This window comes from Marinobacterium profundum, from assembly GCF_001528745.1.
Classification (GTDB): Bacteria; Pseudomonadota; Gammaproteobacteria; order Pseudomonadales; family Balneatricaceae; genus Marinobacterium_A; species Marinobacterium_A profundum.
In genome coordinates this window covers 16,896-37,407 of record NZ_BCNS01000117.1, presented here as the reverse complement: position 1 = coordinate 37,407, position 20,512 = coordinate 16,896, and the positions used below count along the sequence as shown (strand labels likewise).

Sequence of the window (20,512 nt, the reverse complement as noted above, 5' to 3'; positions counted from 1 at the left end):
CTCAAATCAGTCGGCTCTCGCTACGGCTAGCATTCTCGGACAGCCTCCTGGTGGTTAATGAGCTGAGGTCAATATTGTGGCATAAATAATGCTTTAATTTAGGGCAAGTTGTTCCGGTATGCGCTATTTGAGTGCTCGACAGGTTCCGGTCAGGTGCGTCGGGTGCTGGAAATGGTGGTTTGTGATATCAAGGCAAGGCTGAAGGGAAGCGGGTTCTGTTGTAATGGGCTTTGCACCGGGATGGGTCGGTTAATAATAATATGCACCTTGTTGGTGCGTCTTGGGCCATGTAGATGGTTCAGAGCTTAGGAGGCTGTTCTTGGAAACTGTCAACAGTGCGGTTGAAACCCTGATCCAGAGTTCGAATACGCTTTTCATTCTGCTGGGTGCCATCATGGTGTTTGCCATGCATGCGGGCTTTGCCTTTCTTGAAGTCGGCACGGTCCGGCACAAGAATCAGGTCAATGCCCTGGTCAAGATCATGACCGATTTCGGTTTTTCGGCCGTGGCGTACTTCTTTGTCGGCTACTGGGTGGCCTACGATGTGACCTTTTTCGCGGATGCGGAAACGCTGGCGCAGAACAATGGTTATACGCTGGTCAAATTTTTCTTCTTGATGACCTTCGCGGCAGCAATCCCGGCCATTATTTCCGGCGGTGTGGCTGAGCGTGCGCGCTTCTGGCCCATGCTGACGGCATCGGCGCTGACGGTCGGCTTCGTGTATCCGTTCTTCGAGGGCATTATCTGGAACGGCAACTATGGCTTTCAGGCCTGGCTGGAATCGAGTTTCGGGGCTCAGTTTCATGATTTCGCAGGCTCGGTCGTGGTGCATGCTGTGGGTGGCTGGATAGCGCTGGTGGCGGTGCTGCTGCTGGGGAATCGCCATGGTCGTTATCGTGGTGATCGGCTGGTGGCGTACCCGCCATCGAATATTCCGTTTCTGGCCCTGGGTGCCTGGATTCTCTGCATTGGCTGGTTTGGCTTTAACGTCATGTCCGCCCAGACGCTGGATGGTATTTCTGGTTTGGTGGCGGTGAACAGTCTGATGGCCATGGTGGGCGGCATTATTGTGGCACTTGTGCTGGGGCGTAATGACCCTGGCTTTATCCACAACGGTCCGCTGGCGGGTCTGGTGGCGGTTTGTGCGGGTTCCGATCTGTTGCACCCGATTGGTGCGCTCGCAGTGGGCGGTGTTGCGTCGGCTATTTTCGTCTGGCTGTTCACGCTGATGCAGAATCGCTGGAAAATCGACGACGTGCTGGGTGTGTGGCCCCTGCACGGCGTCTGTGGTGCCTGGGGTGGCATTGCGGCGGGTATCTTCGGCAGTGAGGCGCTGGGCGGTCTGGGAGGTGTCAGTCTGATGTCGCAGCTGGTTGGAACCCTGGCGGGTGTCACTGTGGCGCTGGCAGGCGGTGCGCTGGTGTATGGTGGCGTCAAGCTGGTCACCGGGCTGCGTCTGTCGCAGGAGCAGGAGTTCAATGGGGCGGATCTGAGTATTCATCGTATTGAGTCCACCTCGGTGGAGTAATCGGGCCTGATTTTTTGCCTTGTCGTCTGATATTACGGCCACCTGCGGGTGGCCGTTTTCGTGTGGGCAGTAATACTTCTCAGTAGGGGTGTGCTGCGCAGGGTGCAGTCATGCCGGTCGGGAGGTGTAAGGTGAACAAAATATCGATTGTGGGTGCGGGCATGGTGGGTGAGGCGGCAGCTCAGGTGATCGCCCGGGAGGAGCTTTGTCATGAGCTGATGCTAATCGATGTGCAGGGTGATCTGGCGCAGGGCAAGGCGCTGGATGTTTGGCAGGCGGCGGTGGAGGCGGGGTCTGATACCTGGGTTTATGGTGGCTCGAATGTCGAGCTGTTGCAGGATTCGGAGCTGGTGGTTATTACCGCAGGTGTGGCACGCAAGCCTGGTCAGTCGCGCCAGGCCGTGCTGAGCATCAATCTGCCGATTCTGGATGGCATTATGCAGGATGTGAATCGGCACGCGCCGGCGGCGATGGTGCTGGTGGTGTCAAATCCGGTGGATGTGCTGACCTATAGGGCCTGGGGTATCAGCGGTTTGAGTCGTAACAGGGTGTTCGGTCAGGCCGGGGTGCTGGATACGGCGCGCATGAAGTGTTTTATTGCTGAAGAGACGGGTTTTTCTGTGCGGGATATCAGTGCCCTGGTGCTGGGGGGTCATGGCGACAGTATGGTGCCGCTGATGCGCTACTGTACGCTGGGCTCGGTGCCGCTGACGCATTTTCTGTCGCAGCAGCAGATAGCGCGCATCGTAGAGCGTACGCGTCAGGGTGGTGGTGAAATACTTGGCTTGAAAAAGCAGGCCAGTGCCTGCGATGCGCCAGGTGTGGCGATCGCGAAAATGGTCGATGCCATCGTCAATGGGCGTAACCGCATTCTGCCGGTGGTGGCGATTCTGGAAGGTGAGTACGGTCGCACCGATATTGCCATGGGTGTGCCCTGTGTACTGGCGGCAGAAGGTGTGACTCGGGTGCTTGAGCTTGCACTGGATAAGCAGGAGCAGCTGATGTTTGATCAATCGGCGGATCAGGTCGCGCGGGATATAGATGAGATACGGGCGCTATAACGGGTATCTGGTGGTGCAGAATGGTGCTGGGCTGAAATGAGCGAGCGTCAGTTTCTGATGCTGCGATCATTGAGCTGCTGCGGGCCTGGGCCCGCAGCAGTGGGCGCGCGTTACTAGGGGTAGTCGCGCATTTTGGGGCCAGTATAAAGCTGGCGAGGGCGGCCGATGCGGTTCGGGCTGCTGTGGAATTCGCTCCAGTGGGAGATCCAGCCGATGGTGCGTGACAGTGCGAAGATCACGGTGAACATGCTGGTCGGAATGCCAATGGCCTTGAGAATGATGCCGGAGTAGAAATCGACATTGGGGTAGAGTTTGCGCTCGACGAAGTAGGGGTCTTCGAGTGCAATCTGTTCCAGGCGCTTGGCGATTTTCAGTAGCGGCTCGTTCTCGACGCCCAGCTCTTTCAGTACCTGGTCGCAGGTTGCTTTCATGACCTTGGCGCGTGGGTCGAAGTTGCGATAAACGCGGTGACCGAAGCCCATGAGGCGGAAGGGATCTTCCGGGTCTTTGGCGCGTTCAACATATTCTGCGATGTTGGATTCGTCGCCAATCTCTTCCAGCATGGTCAGTACGGCTTCGTTGGCGCCGCCGTGCGCTGGTCCCCAAAGGGCTGCAATACCAGCAGATATGCAGGCAAAGGGGTTGGCGCCGGAGGAGCCTGCCAGGCGAACCGTGGAAGTCGACGCGTTTTGCTCATGGTCAGCATGCAATACAAAGATGCGGTCCATGGCCTTGGCCAGTACCGGATTGGGTTTGTATTCCTCGCAGGGTGTGCCGAACATCATGTGCAGGAAGTTTTCGGCGTAACCCAGGTCGTTACGCGGGTACATGAACGGCTGGCCGATGGAGTACTTGTACGACATGGCGGCCAGGGTCGGCATCTTCGCGATCAGGCGGAAGGCGCAGACTTCGCGGTGGTGTGCGTCGTTGATGTCCAGAGAGTCGTGGTAGAAGGCGGACAGGGCGCCAACGCAGGCAACCATGATGGCCATTGGGTGGGCATCACGACGGAAGCCGTTGAAGAAATGGCTCATCTGTTCATGAACCATGGTGTGGTTCTTGATGATGTTAACGAATACTGTCTTTTGTTCTTCAGTTGGCAGCTCGCCATTGAGCAGCAGGTAGCACACTTCCAGATAGTCGGACTTGTCTGCCAGCTGTTCGATGGGGTAACCGCCGTGCAGCAGGATGCCCTGGTCGCCGTCGATATAGGTGATTTTGGATTCGCAGGCAGCTGTGGAGACGAAGCCGGGGTCGTAAGTGAACAGGCCTTTGCCGGTGAGCGGACGGACGTCAATTACGTCTGGGCCTTCTGTGCCGGAGTAAACAGGCAATTCGATGGCCCCATCAAGGCCCTCGACTGTCAACCGTGCTTTCTTGTCAGCCATTTGCGGCTCCTATCTTGTCGTAAATTTTACCGTGGCACGCTCATGGCATGCCACATCTCAATGTCTAGACCCGTTTTGGACTCACCCAATATAGAGATTGAACCAGGATTGTCAATTAGCTGAAGGGGTCTTATCTTCGCAGTGCAGCAAAAATCGGAGAAAACGGCAGCGAGACTGCTTGCGCCTATAGGCCATTAGTTGTAGATGCAGGCGGAATGGGAGTTGGCGGGCATTTCGCGCCCTGGGGCGGGTCGCTGTTTCATTGTAATCTGTGGGGGGAATGCTTATACTCTCGCACCGAAGTTGCGGCGCCAACGATGGTTTTCGCAGCTTCGACGACAGGGGTATTTACTCTCTGAGCACTTCCTAGCAACCCTGTTCTGCAATAGAACAGCAAAGTGTGAACTAGAGCCGTGAACAAAAAAAGACCTGTAAACCTAGATCTGCGAACTATTAAACAGCCCCTTCCGGCGATCTCTTCAATTTTGCATCGCATTACGGGTGTCGCGTTGTTCTTTGGCGCCATCTTTATGTTGTATGCATTGGGGTTGTCACTGGAATCCGAGGCTGGATTTAACGAAGCCGCTGTCATGTTTGAAGACAGTTTCTTTGCAAAACTGATAGCGTGGGGATTGCTGTCAGCACTGGTATACCACTGCCTGGCGGGCGTCAAACATCTGGTGATGGACGCTGGCTATTTTGAAGAACTGGAAAGCGGTCAGTTGGCAGCGAAGGCAACTCTGATTGCCGGCGGTGTTTCGATCCTTTTGGTGGGAGTGTGGGTATGGTAACCAGTATCACGAGTTTTGGCCGCAGCGGCCTGTATGACTGGATGGTTCAGCGGGTTACCGCTGTCGTTCTTGTTGCCTATGCTGTGTTCATGATTTTCTACCTCGCGTTCGGTGACGAGCTGACGTTTGAGCAGTGGAAAGGACTGTTCGACGGTACTGCAATGCGTATTTTCACCCTGCTGGCTCTGTTATCCATGGCAGCTCATGCCTGGATCGGGCTCTGGTCAGTTTCGACCGACTACATCAAGCCGACTGGCGCGCGTTTTCTGTTCCAGTCTGTCTGTGGTCTGCTGACCTTTATTTATGTCGTGTGGGGCATTCAGATTCTGTGGGGTATCTAAGCGATGACTAAGCTGCGTACGCTAACTTTCGACGCAATTGTAGTCGGTGGCGGTGGTGCTGGTATGCGTGCAGCACTGCAGCTGGCGCAGTCCGGTTTGAATACGGCCTGTGTCACCAAGGTGTTCCCGACCCGCTCGCACACGGTATCCGCCCAGGGTGGCATTACCTGTGCGATTGCCAGTGCTGATCCGAACGACGATTGGCGCTGGCACATGTACGATACCGTCAAGGGCTCCGATTACATCGGTGACCAGGACGCGATCGAGTACATGTGTTCTGTCGGTCCTCAGGCTGTGTTTGAGCTGGACCACATGGGTCTGCCATTCTCCCGTACGGAAATCGGTCGTATCTATCAGCGTCCTTTCGGCGGACAGTCGAAGAACTTCGGTGAAGGTGGTCAGGCTGCACGTACCTGTGCCGCGGCAGACCGTACCGGTCACGCGCTGCTGCACACGCTGTACCAGGGCAACCTGAAAGCCGGTACCGTGTTCCTGAACGAATGGTACGCCGTTGATCTGGTGAAAAACGCCGAAGGCGCAGTCGTTGGCTGTATCGCCATCTGCATCGAAACCGGCGAAACCGTTTACATCAAGGCCAAGGCAACTGTTCTTGCCACCGGCGGTGCGGGTCGCATCTATGCGTCCACCACCAATGCGCTGATCAATACCGGTGACGGTATGGGGATGGCGCTGCGCGCAGGCGTACCGGCGCAGGATATGGAAATGTGGCAGTTCCACCCAACCGGTATCGCCGGTGCCGGTGTGCTTGTGACAGAAGGTTGCCGCGGTGAAGGCGGTTACCTGGTCAACAAGGACGGCGAACGCTTCATGGAGCGTTATGCTCCAAACGCCAAGGACCTTGCCGGTCGTGACGTTGTTGCCCGTTCCATGATTCTGGAGCTGCTCGACGGTCGTGGCTGTGGCCCGGACGGCGATCATGTCTTCCTGAAGCTGGATCACCTGGGCGAGGAAGTGCTGCACTCCCGTCTGCCGGGTATCTGCGAGCTGGCCAAGACCTTTGCGGCCGTGGATCCGGTGAAAGAGCCGATCCCGGTTGTTCCGACCTGCCATTACATGATGGGTGGCGTTCCCACCAACATCGGCGGTCAGGCGATCGGTATGGATGCCGAGGGTAACGACTTCATTATCGATGGGCTCTTTGCCTGTGGCGAAGTGGCCTGCGTATCAGTGCATGGTGCTAACCGTCTGGGTGGCAACTCACTGCTGGATCTGGTGGTATTCGGTCGTGCAGCTGGTATACAGATCGAGAAGCAGTTGCAGGAAGGCTACGAATGCCTGGATGCTACTGATGCTGATATAGAAGCGGCCATGTCGCGTCTGAATCGCCTCAATAACAGCACCGGTGGCGAAAGTGTGGCTGAGGTTCGCAAGGACCTGCAGAGCACCATGCAGCTGTACTTCGGCGTGTTCCGCGATGGCGGCAGCATGCAGAAGGGTCTGGAGTTGCTCAAGGCTCTGCGCGAGCGCGTAGGCAACCTCAATCTGGAAGACAAGTCCGGCGCCTTCAATACCGCGCGTATCGAAGCTCTGGAGCTTGAAAACCTGATGGAAGTGGCCGAAGCGACTGCCATTGCTGCCGAGGTCCGCAAGGAATCCCGCGGTGCGCATGCGCGTAACGACTTTACTGAACGCGACGACGAAAACTGGCTGTGTCACTCCCTGTTCCATCCGGTAGACAAGCGCATCACCAAGCGTGCGGTGAATTTTGCGCCCAAGACCATGCCTGCTTTTCCGCCGAAAATCAGAACTTACTAAGGGGCTGTTACGATGCTGGTAAGTGTATATCGCTACAATCCTGAGACTGACGATGCGCCTTACATGCAGGATATCCATATCGATATCCCCGGTGGCAAGGACATCATGGTGCTGGATCTGCTTCAGCTTCTGAAGGACAAGGATCCGTCCATGGCCTACCGTCGCTCCTGCCGTGAAGGCGTGTGCGGCTCAGATGGCATGAACATGAACGGCAAGAATGGTCTGGCCTGCATCACGCCGCTGTCTGCGGTGGTGGAAAAGGACAAGCTGGTTCTGCGCCCGCTGCCGGGTCTGCCGGTAGTGCGTGACCTGGTGGTCGACATGGGTCAGTTCTACAAGCAGTACGAGAAGATCAAACCGTTCCTGATCAATGATACGCCGGCTCCGGCGATCGAGCGTCTGCAGTCGCCGGAAGAACGCGCTGAGCTGGATGGTCTGTACGAGTGTATTCTCTGTGCATGCTGTTCCACTGCCTGTCCGTCCTTCTGGTGGAATCCGGACAAGTTTGTTGGGCCTTCAGGTCTGTTGCAGGCTTACCGCTTCCTGGCAGACAGTCGTGATACGGCAACTCGGGAGCGTCTGGCGGAGCTTGATGATCCGTTCAGCGTCTTCCGTTGCCATGGCATCATGAACTGTGTCAGCGTTTGTCCCAAGGGGCTCAACCCCACCAAGGCAATCGGCAAAATCCGGAATATGTTGCTACAGCAGGCAACCTGATCCGATGAAAAAAAGCGGCACCGGTGGTGCCGCTTTTTTTTGTATGTATAAAGAGAGTTCGTGGCGGTAAGTTCGAGCAGTCGGAAAAAGTAGGGTCGGCCAGGGCTTAGGAATATGCATCGGTTGATTAAGTTTTTTTGTCGAATGCCACGCGGCTTTGATGTGTAAAGCCTGTTACAAAAGGCGTACAATACTGCCCCGCGTTTATGCGCTTTTTTGATAGGCGTGAGGCGACACAAAACGGTAACAAAAAGGTGGCATTCAGCGGATGTTACGAAAGGAAATGGTGCAACCTTTCGTGCTGGTGTACTCCTTGAGCCAGGGTGATCAAAGAATGCAAGATGGCGTAATGGAGCTGTTATGGAAGAATGCCCACCTGTATGGTGGCAACCTTTCATACATCGAACAACTTTACGAAACCTACCTTATGGATCCGAATGCCGTTCCCCAGGAATGGCGCGAAGAGTTTGACCGGCTGCCTAAGGTCGGCGAGCACATCAGTCAGGATGTGCCTCACTCACCGATCCGTGAACACTTCCTCTATCTCTCCAAAAACCAGGGTCAATCCCGTCCGGTTGAAGTCAGCAGCGTCTCGTCCGAGCATGAAAAGAAGCAGGTGCGTGTTCTGCGGATGATCAATGCTTATCGTGTGCGTGGACATCAGGCCGCGGACATAGATCCGCTTGACCTGCACAAGCGTGAGCCGGTGCCGGATCTGGATCTGCGTTTCCACGAGCTGAGCGAAGCGGACTACGACACTGTGTTTCAGCTGGGTTCGCTCTTCTTCGGCACCGAAGAAGCGCCGCTGAAACAGATTGTCGAAGATCTGAAACGCACGTACTGCACCACTGTGGGTGCTGAGTACATGCACATCGTTGATACCCAGGAAAAACGCTGGTTGCAGCAGCGCATTGAGCCGGTGCGCGGTCATCCTGTGTTTGAAGTGACGGAGCGCAAGCATATTCTTGAGCGCCTGACGGCGGCCGAGGGTCTGGAAAAGTACCTCGGTGCCCGTTACGCCGGCGCCAAGCGCTTTGGCGTGGAAGGCGGCGAAGCACTGATTCCGCTGATGGACCAACTGGTGCAGCGCGCGGGTCGTGATGGCGCCAAGGAAGTCATCATCGGGATGGCACACCGCGGTCGTCTGAACGTGCTGGTGAATATTTTTGGCAAGAATCCCGCCGAGCTGTTCGGCGAGTTCGAAGGCAAAAAAGTGATCACCACCTCCGGTGACGTCAAGTACCACCAGGGCTTCTCGTCCAATGTCATGACCCAGGGCGGCGAAGTCCACCTGGCCATGGCATTCAACCCATCGCATCTGGAGATCGTATCTCCGGTGGTCGAAGGGTCGGTGCGTGCGCGTCAGGACCGTCGTCAAGATTCCATCGGCACTACGGTTGTGCCTGTGTCGATCCACGGTGATGCGGCCTTCGCCGGTCAGGGTGTGGTCATGGAGACATTCCAGATGTCCCAGACCCGCGCCTACAAGACCGGCGGCACTATTCACATAGTGATCAACAATCAGGTCGGTTTTACCACATCCCGCAAGGAAGACGCGCGTTCAAGCGAATATTGCACCGATGTGGCGAAAATGGTCCAGGCGCCGATCTTCCACGTCAACGGCGACGATCCCGAAGCGGTCAGCTTTGTAACCCAGGTTGCGCTGGACTACCGCAACGAGTTCAACAAGGACGTCGTTATTGACCTGGTGTGCTACCGCCGCCGCGGTCACAACGAAGCGGATGAGCCCTCTGGCACCCAGCCGCTGATGTACGCCAAGATCAAGACGCAGAAAACTACCCGCGAACTCTACGCTCAGCGCCTGTTGGATGCCGGTGTTATCGACGCCGACGAAAGCAAGGCCATGGAGCAGGAATACCGTCGCGCGCTGGAAAATGGTGATCATGTCGCCAAGGCGCTGGTACTGGAACCCAATACCGAGCTGTTCGTCGATTGGCGTCCGTACCTGGGCCATGAGTGGTCCTTCGAATGCGACACCAGCGTTGACATGAAGCTGCTGCAGGAACTGGCCAACAAGGTCTGTGAAACGCCGGAAGGCTTTGTGGTTCAGCGTCAGGTGCAGAAGATCTATGAAGATCGCAAGCGCATGGCTGCTGGCGCAATGGCTCTCAACTGGGGCTTTGCCGAGACCATGGCCTACGCTACTTTGCTGGCTGAAGGCTACCCTGTCCGCCTGACGGGTCAGGATGTGGGTCGTGGTACCTTCTCCCATCGCCATGCGGTGCTGCACAACCAGAAAGATGCCAGCTGCTACGTGCCGCTGAAGAATCTGGCTGAAGATCAGCCGAACATGACCATACTGGACTCCTACCTGTCGGAAGAGGCGGTGCTGGCGTTCGAGTATGGTTATTCCACGACTATCCCCAACGCGCTGGTAATCTGGGAAGCTCAGTTTGGTGACTTTGCCAATGGTGCCCAGGTGGTGATCGATCAGTTCATCACCAGTGGCGAGCAGAAATGGGGCCGCCTGTGCGGTCTGACCATGCTGCTGCCCCATGGCTTTGAAGGCCAGGGTCCGGAGCATTCGTCTGCCCGTCTGGAGCGTTTCCTGCAGATGTGTGCCGAGCACAACATTCAGGTCTGCACTCCGACGACACCGGCACAGATTTTCCATCTGCTGCGTCGCCAGGTGGCACGTCCGCTGCGCAAGCCGCTGATTGTCATGTCACCCAAGAGCCTGTTGCGTCACAAGCAGGCGACATCGACGCTGGAAGATCTGGCCGAAGGCACTTTCCTGCCGGTTCTCGGCGAAGTTGATCAGCTGGATGCCGCCAAGGTGAAGCGTCTGGTGCTCTGCGGTGGCAAGGTCTACTACGACCTGTACAACCGCCGCGCTGAGCAGGGTCTGACTGATGTGGCCGTCGTGCGCATCGAGCAGCTGTACCCGTTCCCGGAGGCTGCGCTGGCTGAGGCAATTGCCGGTTACACTAATCTGGAATCCGTCGTCTGGTGTCAGGAAGAACCGATGAACCAGGGTGCCTGGTACTGCAGTCAGCACCACATGCGCAATGTGTTGCAGCGTCACAACCCGACGTTGCACCTGGGTGGTGTCGGGCGTCCGCATGCGGCAGCGCCTGCGGTGGGTCATATTTCGGTGCATATCGAGCAGCAAGACGCGCTGGTAAACGAAGCACTCAACGGTTAATGACAGGTCGTATCGAGAGATACGACTTTGCGGAGCACACAAGGAAACAACATGTCCATCGAAATCAAAGCCCCGACTTTTCCGGAATCCGTCGCAGACGGCACAGTAACAACCTGGCACAAACAGCCCGGTGAAGCCTGTGCGGCCGATGAGCTGATTGTCGATATCGAAACCGACAAAGTTGTACTGGAAGTGGTTGCACCGGCTGACGGTGTTATCAAAACGATCCTCAAGGGTGAAGGCGAAACCGTCCTCAGCGATGAAGTGATTGCACAGTTTGAAGCCGGCGCTGCCGGTACCAGCACTGATGCAGCACCTGCTGCTGAAGCGGCCATTGGCGACGCTGACAAGGTTGGCCCGGCAGCTCGCAAGCTGATCGACGAAAACAACCTGAATGCCAGCCAGATTGCCGGAACAGGCAAAGGCGGCGGCATCACCAAGGAAGATGTACAGAACTTCATCAAGTCTGGTGCCAAGGCGCCCGCGGCGGCTGCTCCTGCAGCGCCACAGGCGGCCAAGGCTGCACCTGCACCTGTCGCTGTCAGCATTGCTGCCGGTGAACGGGTCGAAAAGCGTGTACCCATGACGCGTCTGCGTGCCACCATCGCCAAGCGTCTGGTGGAAGCACAGCAGAGCGCTGCCATGCTGACGACCTATAACGAAGTCAACATGAAGCCGATCATGGAACTGCGCAAGCAGTACAAGGATCTGTTCGAAAAAGTACACGGCGGCACGCGCCTGGGCTTCATGTCCTTCTTCGTCAAGGCGGCTACCGAAGCGCTGAAACGCTTCCCGGCGGTCAATGCCTCCATCGACGGTAACGACATGGTCTACCACGGCTACCAGGATATCGGCGTTGCCGTGTCCACCGAACGTGGTCTGATGGTGCCGGTACTGCGTGATACCGACAGCATGAGCCTGGCCGATGTCGAGTCCACCATTGCTGATTTCGGCAAGCGTGGCCGTGACGGCAAGCTGGGTCTGAACGACATGCAGGGCGGCACCTTCACCATCACTAATGGTGGTGTTTTCGGCTCCCTCATGTCCACTCCGATACTGAATCCGCCGCAGACTGCAATCCTGGGTATGCACAAGATTCAGGAGCGCCCGATGGCAGTCAACGGTCAGGTTGTTATCCTGCCGATGATGTATCTGGCAATGTCATATGACCACCGCATGATTGATGGCAAAGAGGCTGTCCAGTTCCTGGTCACTCTCAAGGATCTGCTGGAAGACCCGGCCCGCATGCTGCTGGACGTTTAAGCAGCCCACCGTACTTCTAGAGCATTTAAGGATAGGAAGATATGTCTGATAAATTTGACGTAATTGTTATTGGTGCTGGTCCTGGCGGCTATGTTGCGGCGATTCGTGCGGCTCAGCTGGGTCTGAAAACGGCCTGTGTCGAGAAGTGGATTGATGGCAAGGGCGCCCCTGTACTTGGCGGCACCTGCCTGAACGTGGGTTGCATCCCGTCCAAGGCGCTGCTGGAATCGACGCACAAGTACCACGAAGTGAAGGACAGCGCGGCCGTTCACGGTATTAACGTCAGCGACGTGCAGATGGACGTCAAGCAGATGGTCGCTCGCAAGAACACCATCGTTAAAAACCTCACCGGTGGCATCGCCGGCCTGTTCAAGGCCAATGGCGTCACCTTGCTGGCCGGTGCTGGCAAGCTGCTGGCTGGCAAGCAGGTTGAAGTCACTGCAAAAGATGGCACTGTCAGCGTTCACGCGGCTGAGAATGTCATTCTGGCGTCCGGTTCCGTGCCGGTGAACATTCCGCCGGCTCCGCTGACTGACGGTCTGATCCTGGACAACGAAGGCGCACTTAACATCGATGAAACTCCGAAACGTCTGGGCGTTATCGGTGCCGGTGTTATCGGTCTGGAAATGGGTTCCGTGTGGGCACGTCTGGGTTCAGAAGTGACCGTGCTGGAAGCCATGGACAGCTTCCTGGCGCTGGCCGATCAGGATGTTGCCAAGGAAGCCGCCAAACTGCTCAAGAAGCAGAAGCTGGATATCCGTCTGGGCGCCCGCGTAACTGGCACCGAGATTCTGGATGGCAAGGAAGTGAAGGTTAAATTCACTGACGCTGAAGGCGACAAGGAAATGATCGTCGACAAGCTGATTGTGGCTGTTGGTCGTCGCCCGCTGACTCAGAACCTGCTGGCGGGTGATAGCGGCGTTGAACTGGACGAGCGCGGTTTCATCAAGGTTGATGAGCAGTGCCGTACCGACATGCCGGGCGTATTCGCCATTGGTGATTCGGTACGCGGCCCGATGCTGGCGCACAAGGCGTCCGAAGAAGGCATCATGGTTGCCGACATCGTTGCGGGCCACAAGGCGCAGGTGAACTACGATGTGGTTCCCAACATTATTTACACTCACCCGGAACTGGCCTGGGTCGGCAAGACCGAGCAGGAATTGAAAGCGGCCGGCGTGAAATACAAAACCGGCAAGTTCCCGTTCGCGGCGTCTGGCCGTGCCATGGCGTCCAACGACACCGACGGTTTCGTCAAGATTATCTCTGACGAAGTCACCGATCGCGTTCTGGGTGTGCATATGGTCGGCGGTATTGCGTCCGAGCTGATTGCTCAGGGCGTCATCGCGATGGAGTTCTGCTCCACCACCGAAGACCTGCAGTTGACCATGTTCGCGCATCCGACTGTCAGCGAAGCGGTGCATGAAGCTGCGCTGGCGGTGGACAACCACGCGATTCATATCGCCAACCGCAAAAAGAAATAAGCCGGTAAAACGGGCTTATGAATGGCCGGATACAAATCCGGCCATTTCTATTAGACGCTTGTCGTATAAACGAGTGAGCACGAATACTGTATGCTCGCCTGGCGGGCTAAGTATTCATAATTGACCAGACAACGGACAAGAGCATGAACCTTCACGAGTACCAAGGTAAACAGCTGTTTGCCACCTATGGTCTGCCGGTTTCCAAGGGATACGCGGTAGATACTCCGGAAGACGCAGCGGCTGCGGCGAAGAAAATTGGCGGTAGCCAGTGGGTTGTCAAGGCGCAGGTACATGCCGGTGGCCGAGGCAAGGCCGGTGGTGTCAAGCTGATCACTTCCCCGGAAGAAGCTAGCGCATTCGCTGAAAAATGGCTGGGCAAAAACCTGGTGACCTACCAGACAGATGCCAACGGTCAGCCGGTTTCCAAGATTCTGGTTGAAACCTGCACCGATATCGCTCAGGAACTCTACCTGGGTGCGGTTGTAGACCGTTCTTCACGTCGTATTGTGTTCATGGCCTCCACCGAAGGTGGTGTCGAGATCGAGAAAGTTGCAGAAGAGACTCCGGAAAAGATTCTCAAGGCAACCATCGATCCAATGACCGGTGCACAGCCTTACCAGGGCCGCGACCTGGCGTTCAAACTGGGCCTCAAGGGCGACCAGATCAAGCAGTTCGTAAGCATCTTTATGGGTCTTGCGAAAATGTTTGAAGAAAAGGATCTGGCCCTGCTGGAAATCAACCCGCTGGTCATCACCGATGCCGGTAACCTGCACTGCCTGGATGCCAAAATCGTTCTGGACGGCAATGCACTTTACCGTCACAAGGATCTGCAGGAAATGCACGATCCGTCCCAGGATGATGCCCGTGAAGCCCGTGCGGCCGAGTGGGATCTGAACTACGTGGCACTGGATGGCAACATCGGTTGCATGGTAAACGGCGCAGGCCTGGCCATGGGTACCATGGACATCGTCAAGCTGCACGGCGGCAAGCCTGCCAACTTCCTTGACGTTGGCGGCGGCGCCACCAAGGAACGTGTAACTGAAGCGTTCAAGATCATCCTGTCCGACGACAATGTCAAAGCGGTATTCGTCAACATCTTTGGCGGTATCGTGCGTTGTGACCTGATTGCCGACGGTATCATCGGTGCGGTTAAGGAAGTGGGCGTGAACGTGCCTGTCGTTGTTCGTCTTGAAGGCAACAATGCGGAACTCGGTGCACAGCGTCTGGCTGAATCCGGACTGGATATCATTGCAGCAACCAGCCTGACCGACGGTGCTCAGCAGGCGGTTAAAGCAGCGGAGGGTAAATAATGTCGATTTTGATCAACAAGGACACCAAGGTCATCTGCCAGGGTTTCACCGGTGGCCAGGGTACCTTCCACTCCGAACAGGCGATTGCCTACGGCACCAAAATGGTCGGTGGTGTTACACCGGGCAAGGGCGGTACCGAGCACCTGGGTCTGCCGGTGTTCAACACCGTGCAGGAAGCCGTTGATGCGACGGGCGCTGACGCCTCCGTGATCTACGTGCCGGCTGCGTTCTGCAAGGATTCCATCCTTGAAGCCGCCAACTCAGGCATCAAGCTGATCGTCTGCATCACCGAGCACATTCCGGTGATCGACATGCTGCAGTGCAAGGCCAAGTGTGACGAACTGGGCGTACGCCTGGTGGGTCCTAACTGCCCGGGCGTTATCACGCCGGGCGAGTGCAAGATCGGCATCATGCCCGGTCACATTCACCTGCCGGGCAAGGTTGGTATAGTGTCGCGTTCAGGCACCCTGACCTACGAAGCGGTTAAGCAGACCACAGATGCAGGCTTCGGCCAGTCTACCTGTGTCGGCATCGGTGGCGACCCGATCCCAGGCTCCAACTTCATCGACATCCTGGAGATGTTCGAGAAGGATCCGCAGACCGAAGCCATCGTCATGATCGGTGAAATCGGCGGTTCCGCTGAAGAAGAAGCTGCAGCCTACATCAAGGCTAACGTCACCAAGCCGGTTGTGTCCTACATCGCAGGTGTTACAGCTCCGGCTGGCAAGCGCATGGGTCACGCTGGTGCGATCATCTCCGGTGGCAAGGGTACTGCGGACGAGAAATTCGCAGCCCTGGAAGACGCTGGCGTCAAGACTGTTCGCTCCCTGGCCGATATCGGCAAGGCACTTGCCGAACTGACTGGCTGGGAAATGAAGTAAAAATCGTCTGATTTCAGGCGTTTGAAAAAGGCAGCTTCGGCTGCCTTTTTTTGTGCCTGCTTACTGGAGGCTGAGTCACTGAAGGTCAGATAGCTGATCCAGGCATGGGAGCGCGGCAGCTTCAGGTGAACCAGATTGAGCGGGTGAGGTCCAGAGTTCGTATACTCAGATGCAAAGCGCATGGAGGACTGATGGATATATTGCCGTTGTTTCCGCTGCCGGTCGTGCTCTATCCCGGCTCACGCATGCCGTTGCAGATCTTTGAGCCGCGTTATCTGCAGATGGTGTCCGATTCCTTTCGCCGCCAGAGCGGTTTTGTCATAGTACAGACCCGTAGCGATCAGGCGCTCGCACAGGGCCTGGCGGCCTTCCATGAGGTGGGGGTCTATGGCGAGATCATCGACTGGGACCAGCTGCCCAATGAACGTCTGGGTATACTGGTGCAGGGCCTGCGCCGGGTGCGCATTGGGCCTGTGGAGACGCAGCCGGACAATCTGCTGCTGGGTGACTGTGAATGGCTGGCGCAAGAGCCGGCCGAGCCCATAGCGCCGCTCTATGCGCCGTTGCAGCAACTGCTGTGTCAGATGCTCAAACACCCTGAGCTTGCGCCCTTTGCGGCAGATACTGATACCGAGGATGCGGTGGTGCTGGGTTATCGCCTGGCCGACTGGCTGCCTTTCTCGGCTGCGGACAAGCAGGAGCTGCTGGCCTGCAATGGCCCGTCGGCCCGGTTAAAACTGATTCATGAGGCCATCGATTGGGATCGTTAGAGCACTTTCATCTTACCTCGATCCATATCCGGCCACCTCGAAGTAAGGAGCACTCAAAACAACCTCGATCGACAGATAAGTGTTTCGTGAATATGCGCTAGCTGAACAGGGCTTCGTAGCCAAAAAGTACCAGACAGCTCAGGCCGTAGAGGCCTAGTCCGAAGCGCCAGTTCCAGCCAAAAAACCGAAAGGCATTGATGTCAAAGCGACCCTGCATGGCCAGGTGGGTGCCGGAGCAGGGTGACACCATCACGCCCAGCGACCAGCTCATCAAAATGCTGAGACCGAGAAGGTTCGGGTCGGTTACGACGGGCATCAGCATGCCCGCGAGGCTGCTGATGGTAATCACCGGATGGATGCCGAAAATGGCTGCCAGCGCGCTGAGGCCGACCAGGCCTGCGGCCTCAGGCGCCCCAAAATGCCGTAACGACAAGGTGAGGTCGCTGAAGTGCACCAGCGCCGAAATGCCGGCCATCAGTACACCCGCCGCCAGGAATAATAGTAGTTCGCCATGCATGCCGGGCACTGCCTGTTCGATATGCTGGCGATAACGCCCGGCACCTTGGCGGCAGTTCTGGTACAGCAATATCAGCAGCGGCAGGGACAGGCTGCAGATCGTAATCAGGCTTAAAATGCCCAGCCAGGGCAGCAACTGGTGCCCGGCCATCACCAGCAACACCAGTACCAGCGGTATGCGCAACGCCTCGGGCTGAAGTGGGTAGCCGGCAAAGTCGAGGCTCTCCTTGCGTCGTGCCAGGCTGTATCCAGCCAGCAGCAGAGCCGGCAGGGCCACGCTTAGTCCGGCGAGGCTCATGGGTAGCAGGCGAGATCCCGGTGCCAGGGTGAGCGCTATGCCCATGGCGACAAAAAAGGGTGACCAGAGGGCGGCGAGGCCAAAGCCACGGGACAGTACTATCGCCTGCACGGGTTGCAGCGGCCGTGCGCTATGCAGGCGGTCGCCGATGATCGTAAGGGCGGAAAAATTGATTGCAGCACCGAACAGGTGTGTGCCCAATAGCGTCTTCCACAGCGCTGCCCGGCCACGGGGCAGGCTGGCTGAGTTGCCCTGGGCCGCAGGCGCGGCAACCAGGCGCAAAAAACCTACCGCAACCAGCATGGCGATCAGTACCTGGCTGTTGGCCAGCGCCTGGGCGCCATAGGCAAACAGTTCGCCGTGATAGGCCGCCTGTAGCAAACCAGCAGCACCGACGCTCAGCATCAACAGCACCTGGATACGCTGCAAGCCCCCGAGGCGGTGGAACAGCAACAGGCCGGCAGTCCAGGCCAGAGCTCCTGGAATCTGAGACGGTACCCACCCGCTGAGCGCGCCTGTAATAGAGCTCAGTGCGGCGGCGAACAGCAGCCAGCCTGTTAGCGCACCGAGCCGGATGCTGGCCCTGGGGTAGCGGGTATTGGGTTCTGTGGCGCTCTGGGGACCGGCCTTGGCGGCAGGCTCAGTCACGGGTGCGACAGCGCTCAGCCGGTACGCTCAGTGCCTGCAGCAGGTAGTGCTTGAAGTCCTCGGGCCAGGGTTGCTGTTGCAGCGCCTTTTGCATGCACAGCAGCCAGGCATCACGCCTCAGGCTACCGATGCGCAGCTGGGCGTGGGCGGCGGGAATGCTGATGGGGCCGTATTTCTCGCGGTAGAGCTTGGGGCCGCCAAGCCAGCCACTGAGAAAACAGCTTAGCTTGTCCCGCGACTCGGCCAGATCCCGTGGGTGCATGGCTCGGATGTCTGCGGCGTCTGGCAGGCTATCCATCTGGTCGTAAAAGGCATCCACCAGGCGGCGGATACCGTCAATGCCGCCGGCACTCTGGTAGGAGGTGTCGCCGTCACCGTATTGCGGTCGGCCGGGTTCTGAAATATTCATGGTATCGACTATCGGTCAGGCTAAATTGTCGCGCGCCCGGTGGCGCACCTGGCATTCATTGTACGGTGGCGCACAGCGCTGAATCAAAACCGGTGTGCATCCAGTTCTATGGACTGTATCTGCTGCCCCAGTGTCACCACGCGGCCACGGTAGCGGTTTTCACCGGTGGCGGTGAACTCGAACTGATAGCTGCGCCAGAAGCGCAGACTGCCGCGCAGGTCGCGTTTGAGCCAGATGGCCCGCAGGCCCACGCTGTCATCGAGCAGCTGTACATCCAGTTCCTCGCAGCGTTTGCGGGTCGCACGCAGCGCTGTTTCCCGTACCTTCTGCCCCTGCCACCAGTGCAGGCAGACGAAGCTGACGAGGCTGAGCCAGAACAGGTCCTGTAGCTCGATATTCATAGAGTAAAGTCCATTGGCCGGTTTACGCGGGTACGCGCTTCAGGGTGCTGATAATAGTTGATAGAAATGCTAGGGTATAGAGCCGCGGCGGTACCGCTGATCTGCAGGACTCTTCTGCCCGATGCGACAGAGCATCCCGACAGAAACCTGCTGCGTTGCCCCAGTCCCTGTTAGCTGCAATGAGACCCACCATGAGCGTGCTGCGATCCCTGGAAAACCTAAATTTTGACAACAGTTTTGCACGGTTGCCGGAGCGATTCTACCAGATCACCGAGCCGCAGCCGCTTCAGGGCGCGCACCTGATCAGTTTTAATACTGAAGTGGCGGCCCTGCTGGATCTTGATCCCTGCCAGGTGACGCCCGAGGCACTGGCGAATTATTTTGGCGGGCATGAGCCATTGCCGGGCTCGGAGTCCCTGGCCATGAAATACACCGGACACCAGTTTGGCGTCTACAACCCGGACCTGGGTGACGGTCGCGGTTTGCTGCTGGGTGAAGTGTTGAACCAGGCCGGTGAACGCTGGGATCTGCACCTCAAGGGCGCCGGTAAAACGGCTTTTTCCCGTTTCGGTGACGGGCGTGCGGTACTGCGCTCCAGCGTGCGTGAATATCTGGCGGGTGAGGCCATGCAGGGATTGGGTGTTCCTACTACCCGGGCGCTCTGCCTGATTGGCAGTGAGGACTATACGCGGCGTGAAGGCATGGAGCCCTGCGCCATGCTGTTGCGCGTGTCGCGCTGCCATATCCGTTTCGGCCACTTCGAGTATTTTTACTACCACCGCCTGCACGATGAACTCAAGCAGCTGGCTGATTACTGCATCGAGCGCTACTTTCCCCACCTGGCCGCGGATGAAAACCCTTACCGTTCGATGTTTGCCGAGGTGGTGCAAAGCACAGCCGAGCTGGTGTCGCGCTGGCAGGCCTATGGTTTTGTACACGGTGTTCTGAATACCGACAACATGTCGCTGCTGAGCGAGACCTTTGACTACGGCCCTTACAGCTTCCTGGATGGCTACCAGAACGACTATGTCAGTAACCAGAATGATCACCAGAAACGCTATGCCTTCAAGGCTCAGCCAGGTGTGGTGCTGTGGAATCTGGCGTGTCTGGGGCAGGCCTTGCTGCCACTGGTGGAGCGCGCTGATCTGGAAGCACAGCTGGAGCGTTTTGGGGGGCTCTATGAGGCGGCGGAGCTGGCTCGCTATCGCGAGCGTCTGGGGCTTTTGGCGCAGGATGACGGTGATGCCGCCCTGGTGTCTGCGCTCAAGTCCCTGATGGCAGAACAGCGTATCGACATGACTCGGTTTTTCCGCAGCCTGAGCCGATTTGATGGCTCCGATGAGGCTCTGGGCAGGGTGCTGGCACTCTGGCCGGATCCGTCGAAAGCGACCGACTGGCTGGTGCAGTACCAGGCCCGACTGGATCTGGAAGTCGGCGAGTTTAGCGATCGTGAGGCTCGCATGCTGGCGCTGAATCCCAAGTACATACTGCGTAACTATATGGCCGAAGAAGCCATTCGGGCGGCGCACCAGGGCGATTTCACAGCGGTCAACGATCTCATGATCCTGCTGCGCAATCCCTTTGCCGAGCAGCCCGAGTTTGAGCGTTTTGCCGGCGAGCCGCCGGACTGGGCCGGCGCCATCTGCCTGACCTGCTCTTCCTGATTCTCGGGCCCTGAAAAACGACTGTACATACCTGCCTCTGGTCGGTATGTGCAAGGCCGTTGCCCGCTGGAGACGTGCAGTGGCTTGATTTACAATGGCGTGC

17 protein-coding genes are annotated in these 20,512 nt (G+C 57.4%); 13 read left to right on the top strand and 4 right to left on the bottom strand.

The window, feature by feature from the left end:
• Window positions 1-319 precede the first annotated feature (319 nt).
• Together MPRO_RS12450 and MPRO_RS12445 are read left to right on the top strand one after the other, a co-directional pair.
• Complete coding sequence (locus tag MPRO_RS12450; protein WP_067292765.1) at window positions 320-1,528, top strand: ammonium transporter; 1,209 nt, start codon at window positions 320-322, stop codon at window positions 1,526-1,528.
• A gap of 131 nt (window positions 1,529-1,659) precedes the next feature.
• Window positions 1,660-2,589, top strand: coding sequence for a malate dehydrogenase (locus MPRO_RS12445; protein ID WP_067292763.1), 930 nt, complete (start codon window positions 1,660-1,662; stop codon window positions 2,587-2,589).
• Between the two features lie 113 nt (window positions 2,590-2,702).
• Here MPRO_RS12445 and gltA read toward each other — a convergent pair whose 3' ends face one another.
• On the bottom strand, window positions 2,703-3,977 hold the full coding sequence (gene gltA, locus MPRO_RS12440) for a citrate synthase (RefSeq protein ID WP_067292760.1): 1,275 nt from the start codon (window positions 3,975-3,977) through the stop codon (window positions 2,703-2,705).
• Between the two features lie 413 nt (window positions 3,978-4,390).
• Between gltA and sdhC the strand changes: the two genes are divergently transcribed.
• The 10 genes from sdhC to MPRO_RS12390 all read left to right on the top strand — a co-directional run bounded on the left by sdhC (window position 4,391) and on the right by MPRO_RS12390 (window position 16,473).
• Complete coding sequence (gene sdhC / locus MPRO_RS12435; RefSeq protein ID WP_067292757.1) at window positions 4,391-4,768, top strand: succinate dehydrogenase, cytochrome b556 subunit; 378 nt, start codon at window positions 4,391-4,393, stop codon at window positions 4,766-4,768.
• Entirely contained in the window at window positions 4,762-5,109 is a 348-nt protein-coding gene (sdhD, locus tag MPRO_RS12430; RefSeq protein ID WP_067292754.1) for a succinate dehydrogenase, hydrophobic membrane anchor protein, read from the top strand. The genes sdhC and sdhD overlap by 7 nt, the downstream gene beginning before the upstream one ends.
• A gap of 3 nt (window positions 5,110-5,112) precedes the next feature.
• Entirely contained in the window at window positions 5,113-6,885 is a 1,773-nt protein-coding gene (sdhA, locus tag MPRO_RS12425) for a succinate dehydrogenase flavoprotein subunit (RefSeq protein WP_067292750.1), read from the top strand.
• Window positions 6,886-6,897: 12 nt separating this feature from the next.
• Entirely contained in the window at window positions 6,898-7,602 is a 705-nt protein-coding gene (locus tag MPRO_RS12420) for a succinate dehydrogenase iron-sulfur subunit (RefSeq protein WP_067292746.1), read from the top strand.
• Window positions 7,603-7,936: 334 nt separating this feature from the next.
• The gene (locus tag MPRO_RS12415) at window positions 7,937-10,768 is read left to right on the top strand and encodes a 2-oxoglutarate dehydrogenase E1 component (protein WP_082708721.1); all 2,832 of its coding nucleotides are present in this window, start codon (window positions 7,937-7,939) and stop codon (window positions 10,766-10,768) included.
• Window positions 10,769-10,819: 51 nt separating this feature from the next.
• Window positions 10,820-12,031 carry a 2-oxoglutarate dehydrogenase complex dihydrolipoyllysine-residue succinyltransferase gene (gene odhB / locus MPRO_RS12410; RefSeq protein ID WP_067292743.1) on the top strand — a complete coding sequence of 404 codons (1,212 nt, stop codon included), beginning with the start codon at window positions 10,820-10,822 and terminating at the stop codon, window positions 12,029-12,031.
• A 41-nt stretch (window positions 12,032-12,072) separates the two neighbouring features.
• Window positions 12,073-13,512: a dihydrolipoyl dehydrogenase gene (gene lpdA, locus MPRO_RS12405; RefSeq protein ID WP_067292740.1), complete on the top strand. Its 1,440-nt coding sequence runs from the start codon at window positions 12,073-12,075 to the stop codon at window positions 13,510-13,512.
• Between the two features lie 143 nt (window positions 13,513-13,655).
• Complete coding sequence (gene sucC / locus MPRO_RS12400; RefSeq protein WP_067292737.1) at window positions 13,656-14,822, top strand: ADP-forming succinate--CoA ligase subunit beta; 1,167 nt, start codon at window positions 13,656-13,658, stop codon at window positions 14,820-14,822.
• Entirely contained in the window at window positions 14,822-15,703 is an 882-nt protein-coding gene (gene sucD / locus MPRO_RS12395; RefSeq protein WP_067292735.1) for a succinate--CoA ligase subunit alpha, read from the top strand. Before sucC ends, sucD begins: the two co-directional genes overlap by 1 nt.
• Before the next feature lie 191 nt (window positions 15,704-15,894).
• Complete coding sequence (locus tag MPRO_RS12390; RefSeq protein ID WP_067292731.1) at window positions 15,895-16,473, top strand: LON peptidase substrate-binding domain-containing protein; 579 nt, start codon at window positions 15,895-15,897, stop codon at window positions 16,471-16,473.
• Window positions 16,474-16,570: 97 nt separating this feature from the next.
• Here MPRO_RS12390 and MPRO_RS12385 read toward each other — a convergent pair whose 3' ends face one another.
• The 3 genes from MPRO_RS12385 to MPRO_RS12375 form a co-directional block, all read right to left on the bottom strand.
• Window positions 16,571-17,935, bottom strand: coding sequence for a hypothetical protein (locus tag MPRO_RS12385; protein ID WP_067292728.1), 1,365 nt, complete (start codon window positions 17,933-17,935; stop codon window positions 16,571-16,573).
• Entirely contained in the window at window positions 17,928-18,344 is a 417-nt protein-coding gene (locus MPRO_RS12380; RefSeq protein WP_067292725.1) for a group II truncated hemoglobin, read from the bottom strand. The genes MPRO_RS12385 and MPRO_RS12380 overlap by 8 nt, the downstream gene beginning before the upstream one ends.
• Window positions 18,345-18,427: 83 nt before the next feature.
• The gene (locus MPRO_RS12375; protein WP_067292721.1) at window positions 18,428-18,745 is read right to left on the bottom strand and encodes a DUF3301 domain-containing protein; all 318 of its coding nucleotides are present in this window, start codon (window positions 18,743-18,745) and stop codon (window positions 18,428-18,430) included.
• A gap of 191 nt (window positions 18,746-18,936) precedes the next feature.
• Between MPRO_RS12375 and MPRO_RS12370 the strand changes: the two genes are divergently transcribed.
• On the top strand, window positions 18,937-20,409 hold the full coding sequence (locus MPRO_RS12370; protein WP_082708717.1) for a protein adenylyltransferase SelO: 1,473 nt from the start codon (window positions 18,937-18,939) through the stop codon (window positions 20,407-20,409).
• Window positions 20,410-20,512 lie beyond the last annotated feature (103 nt).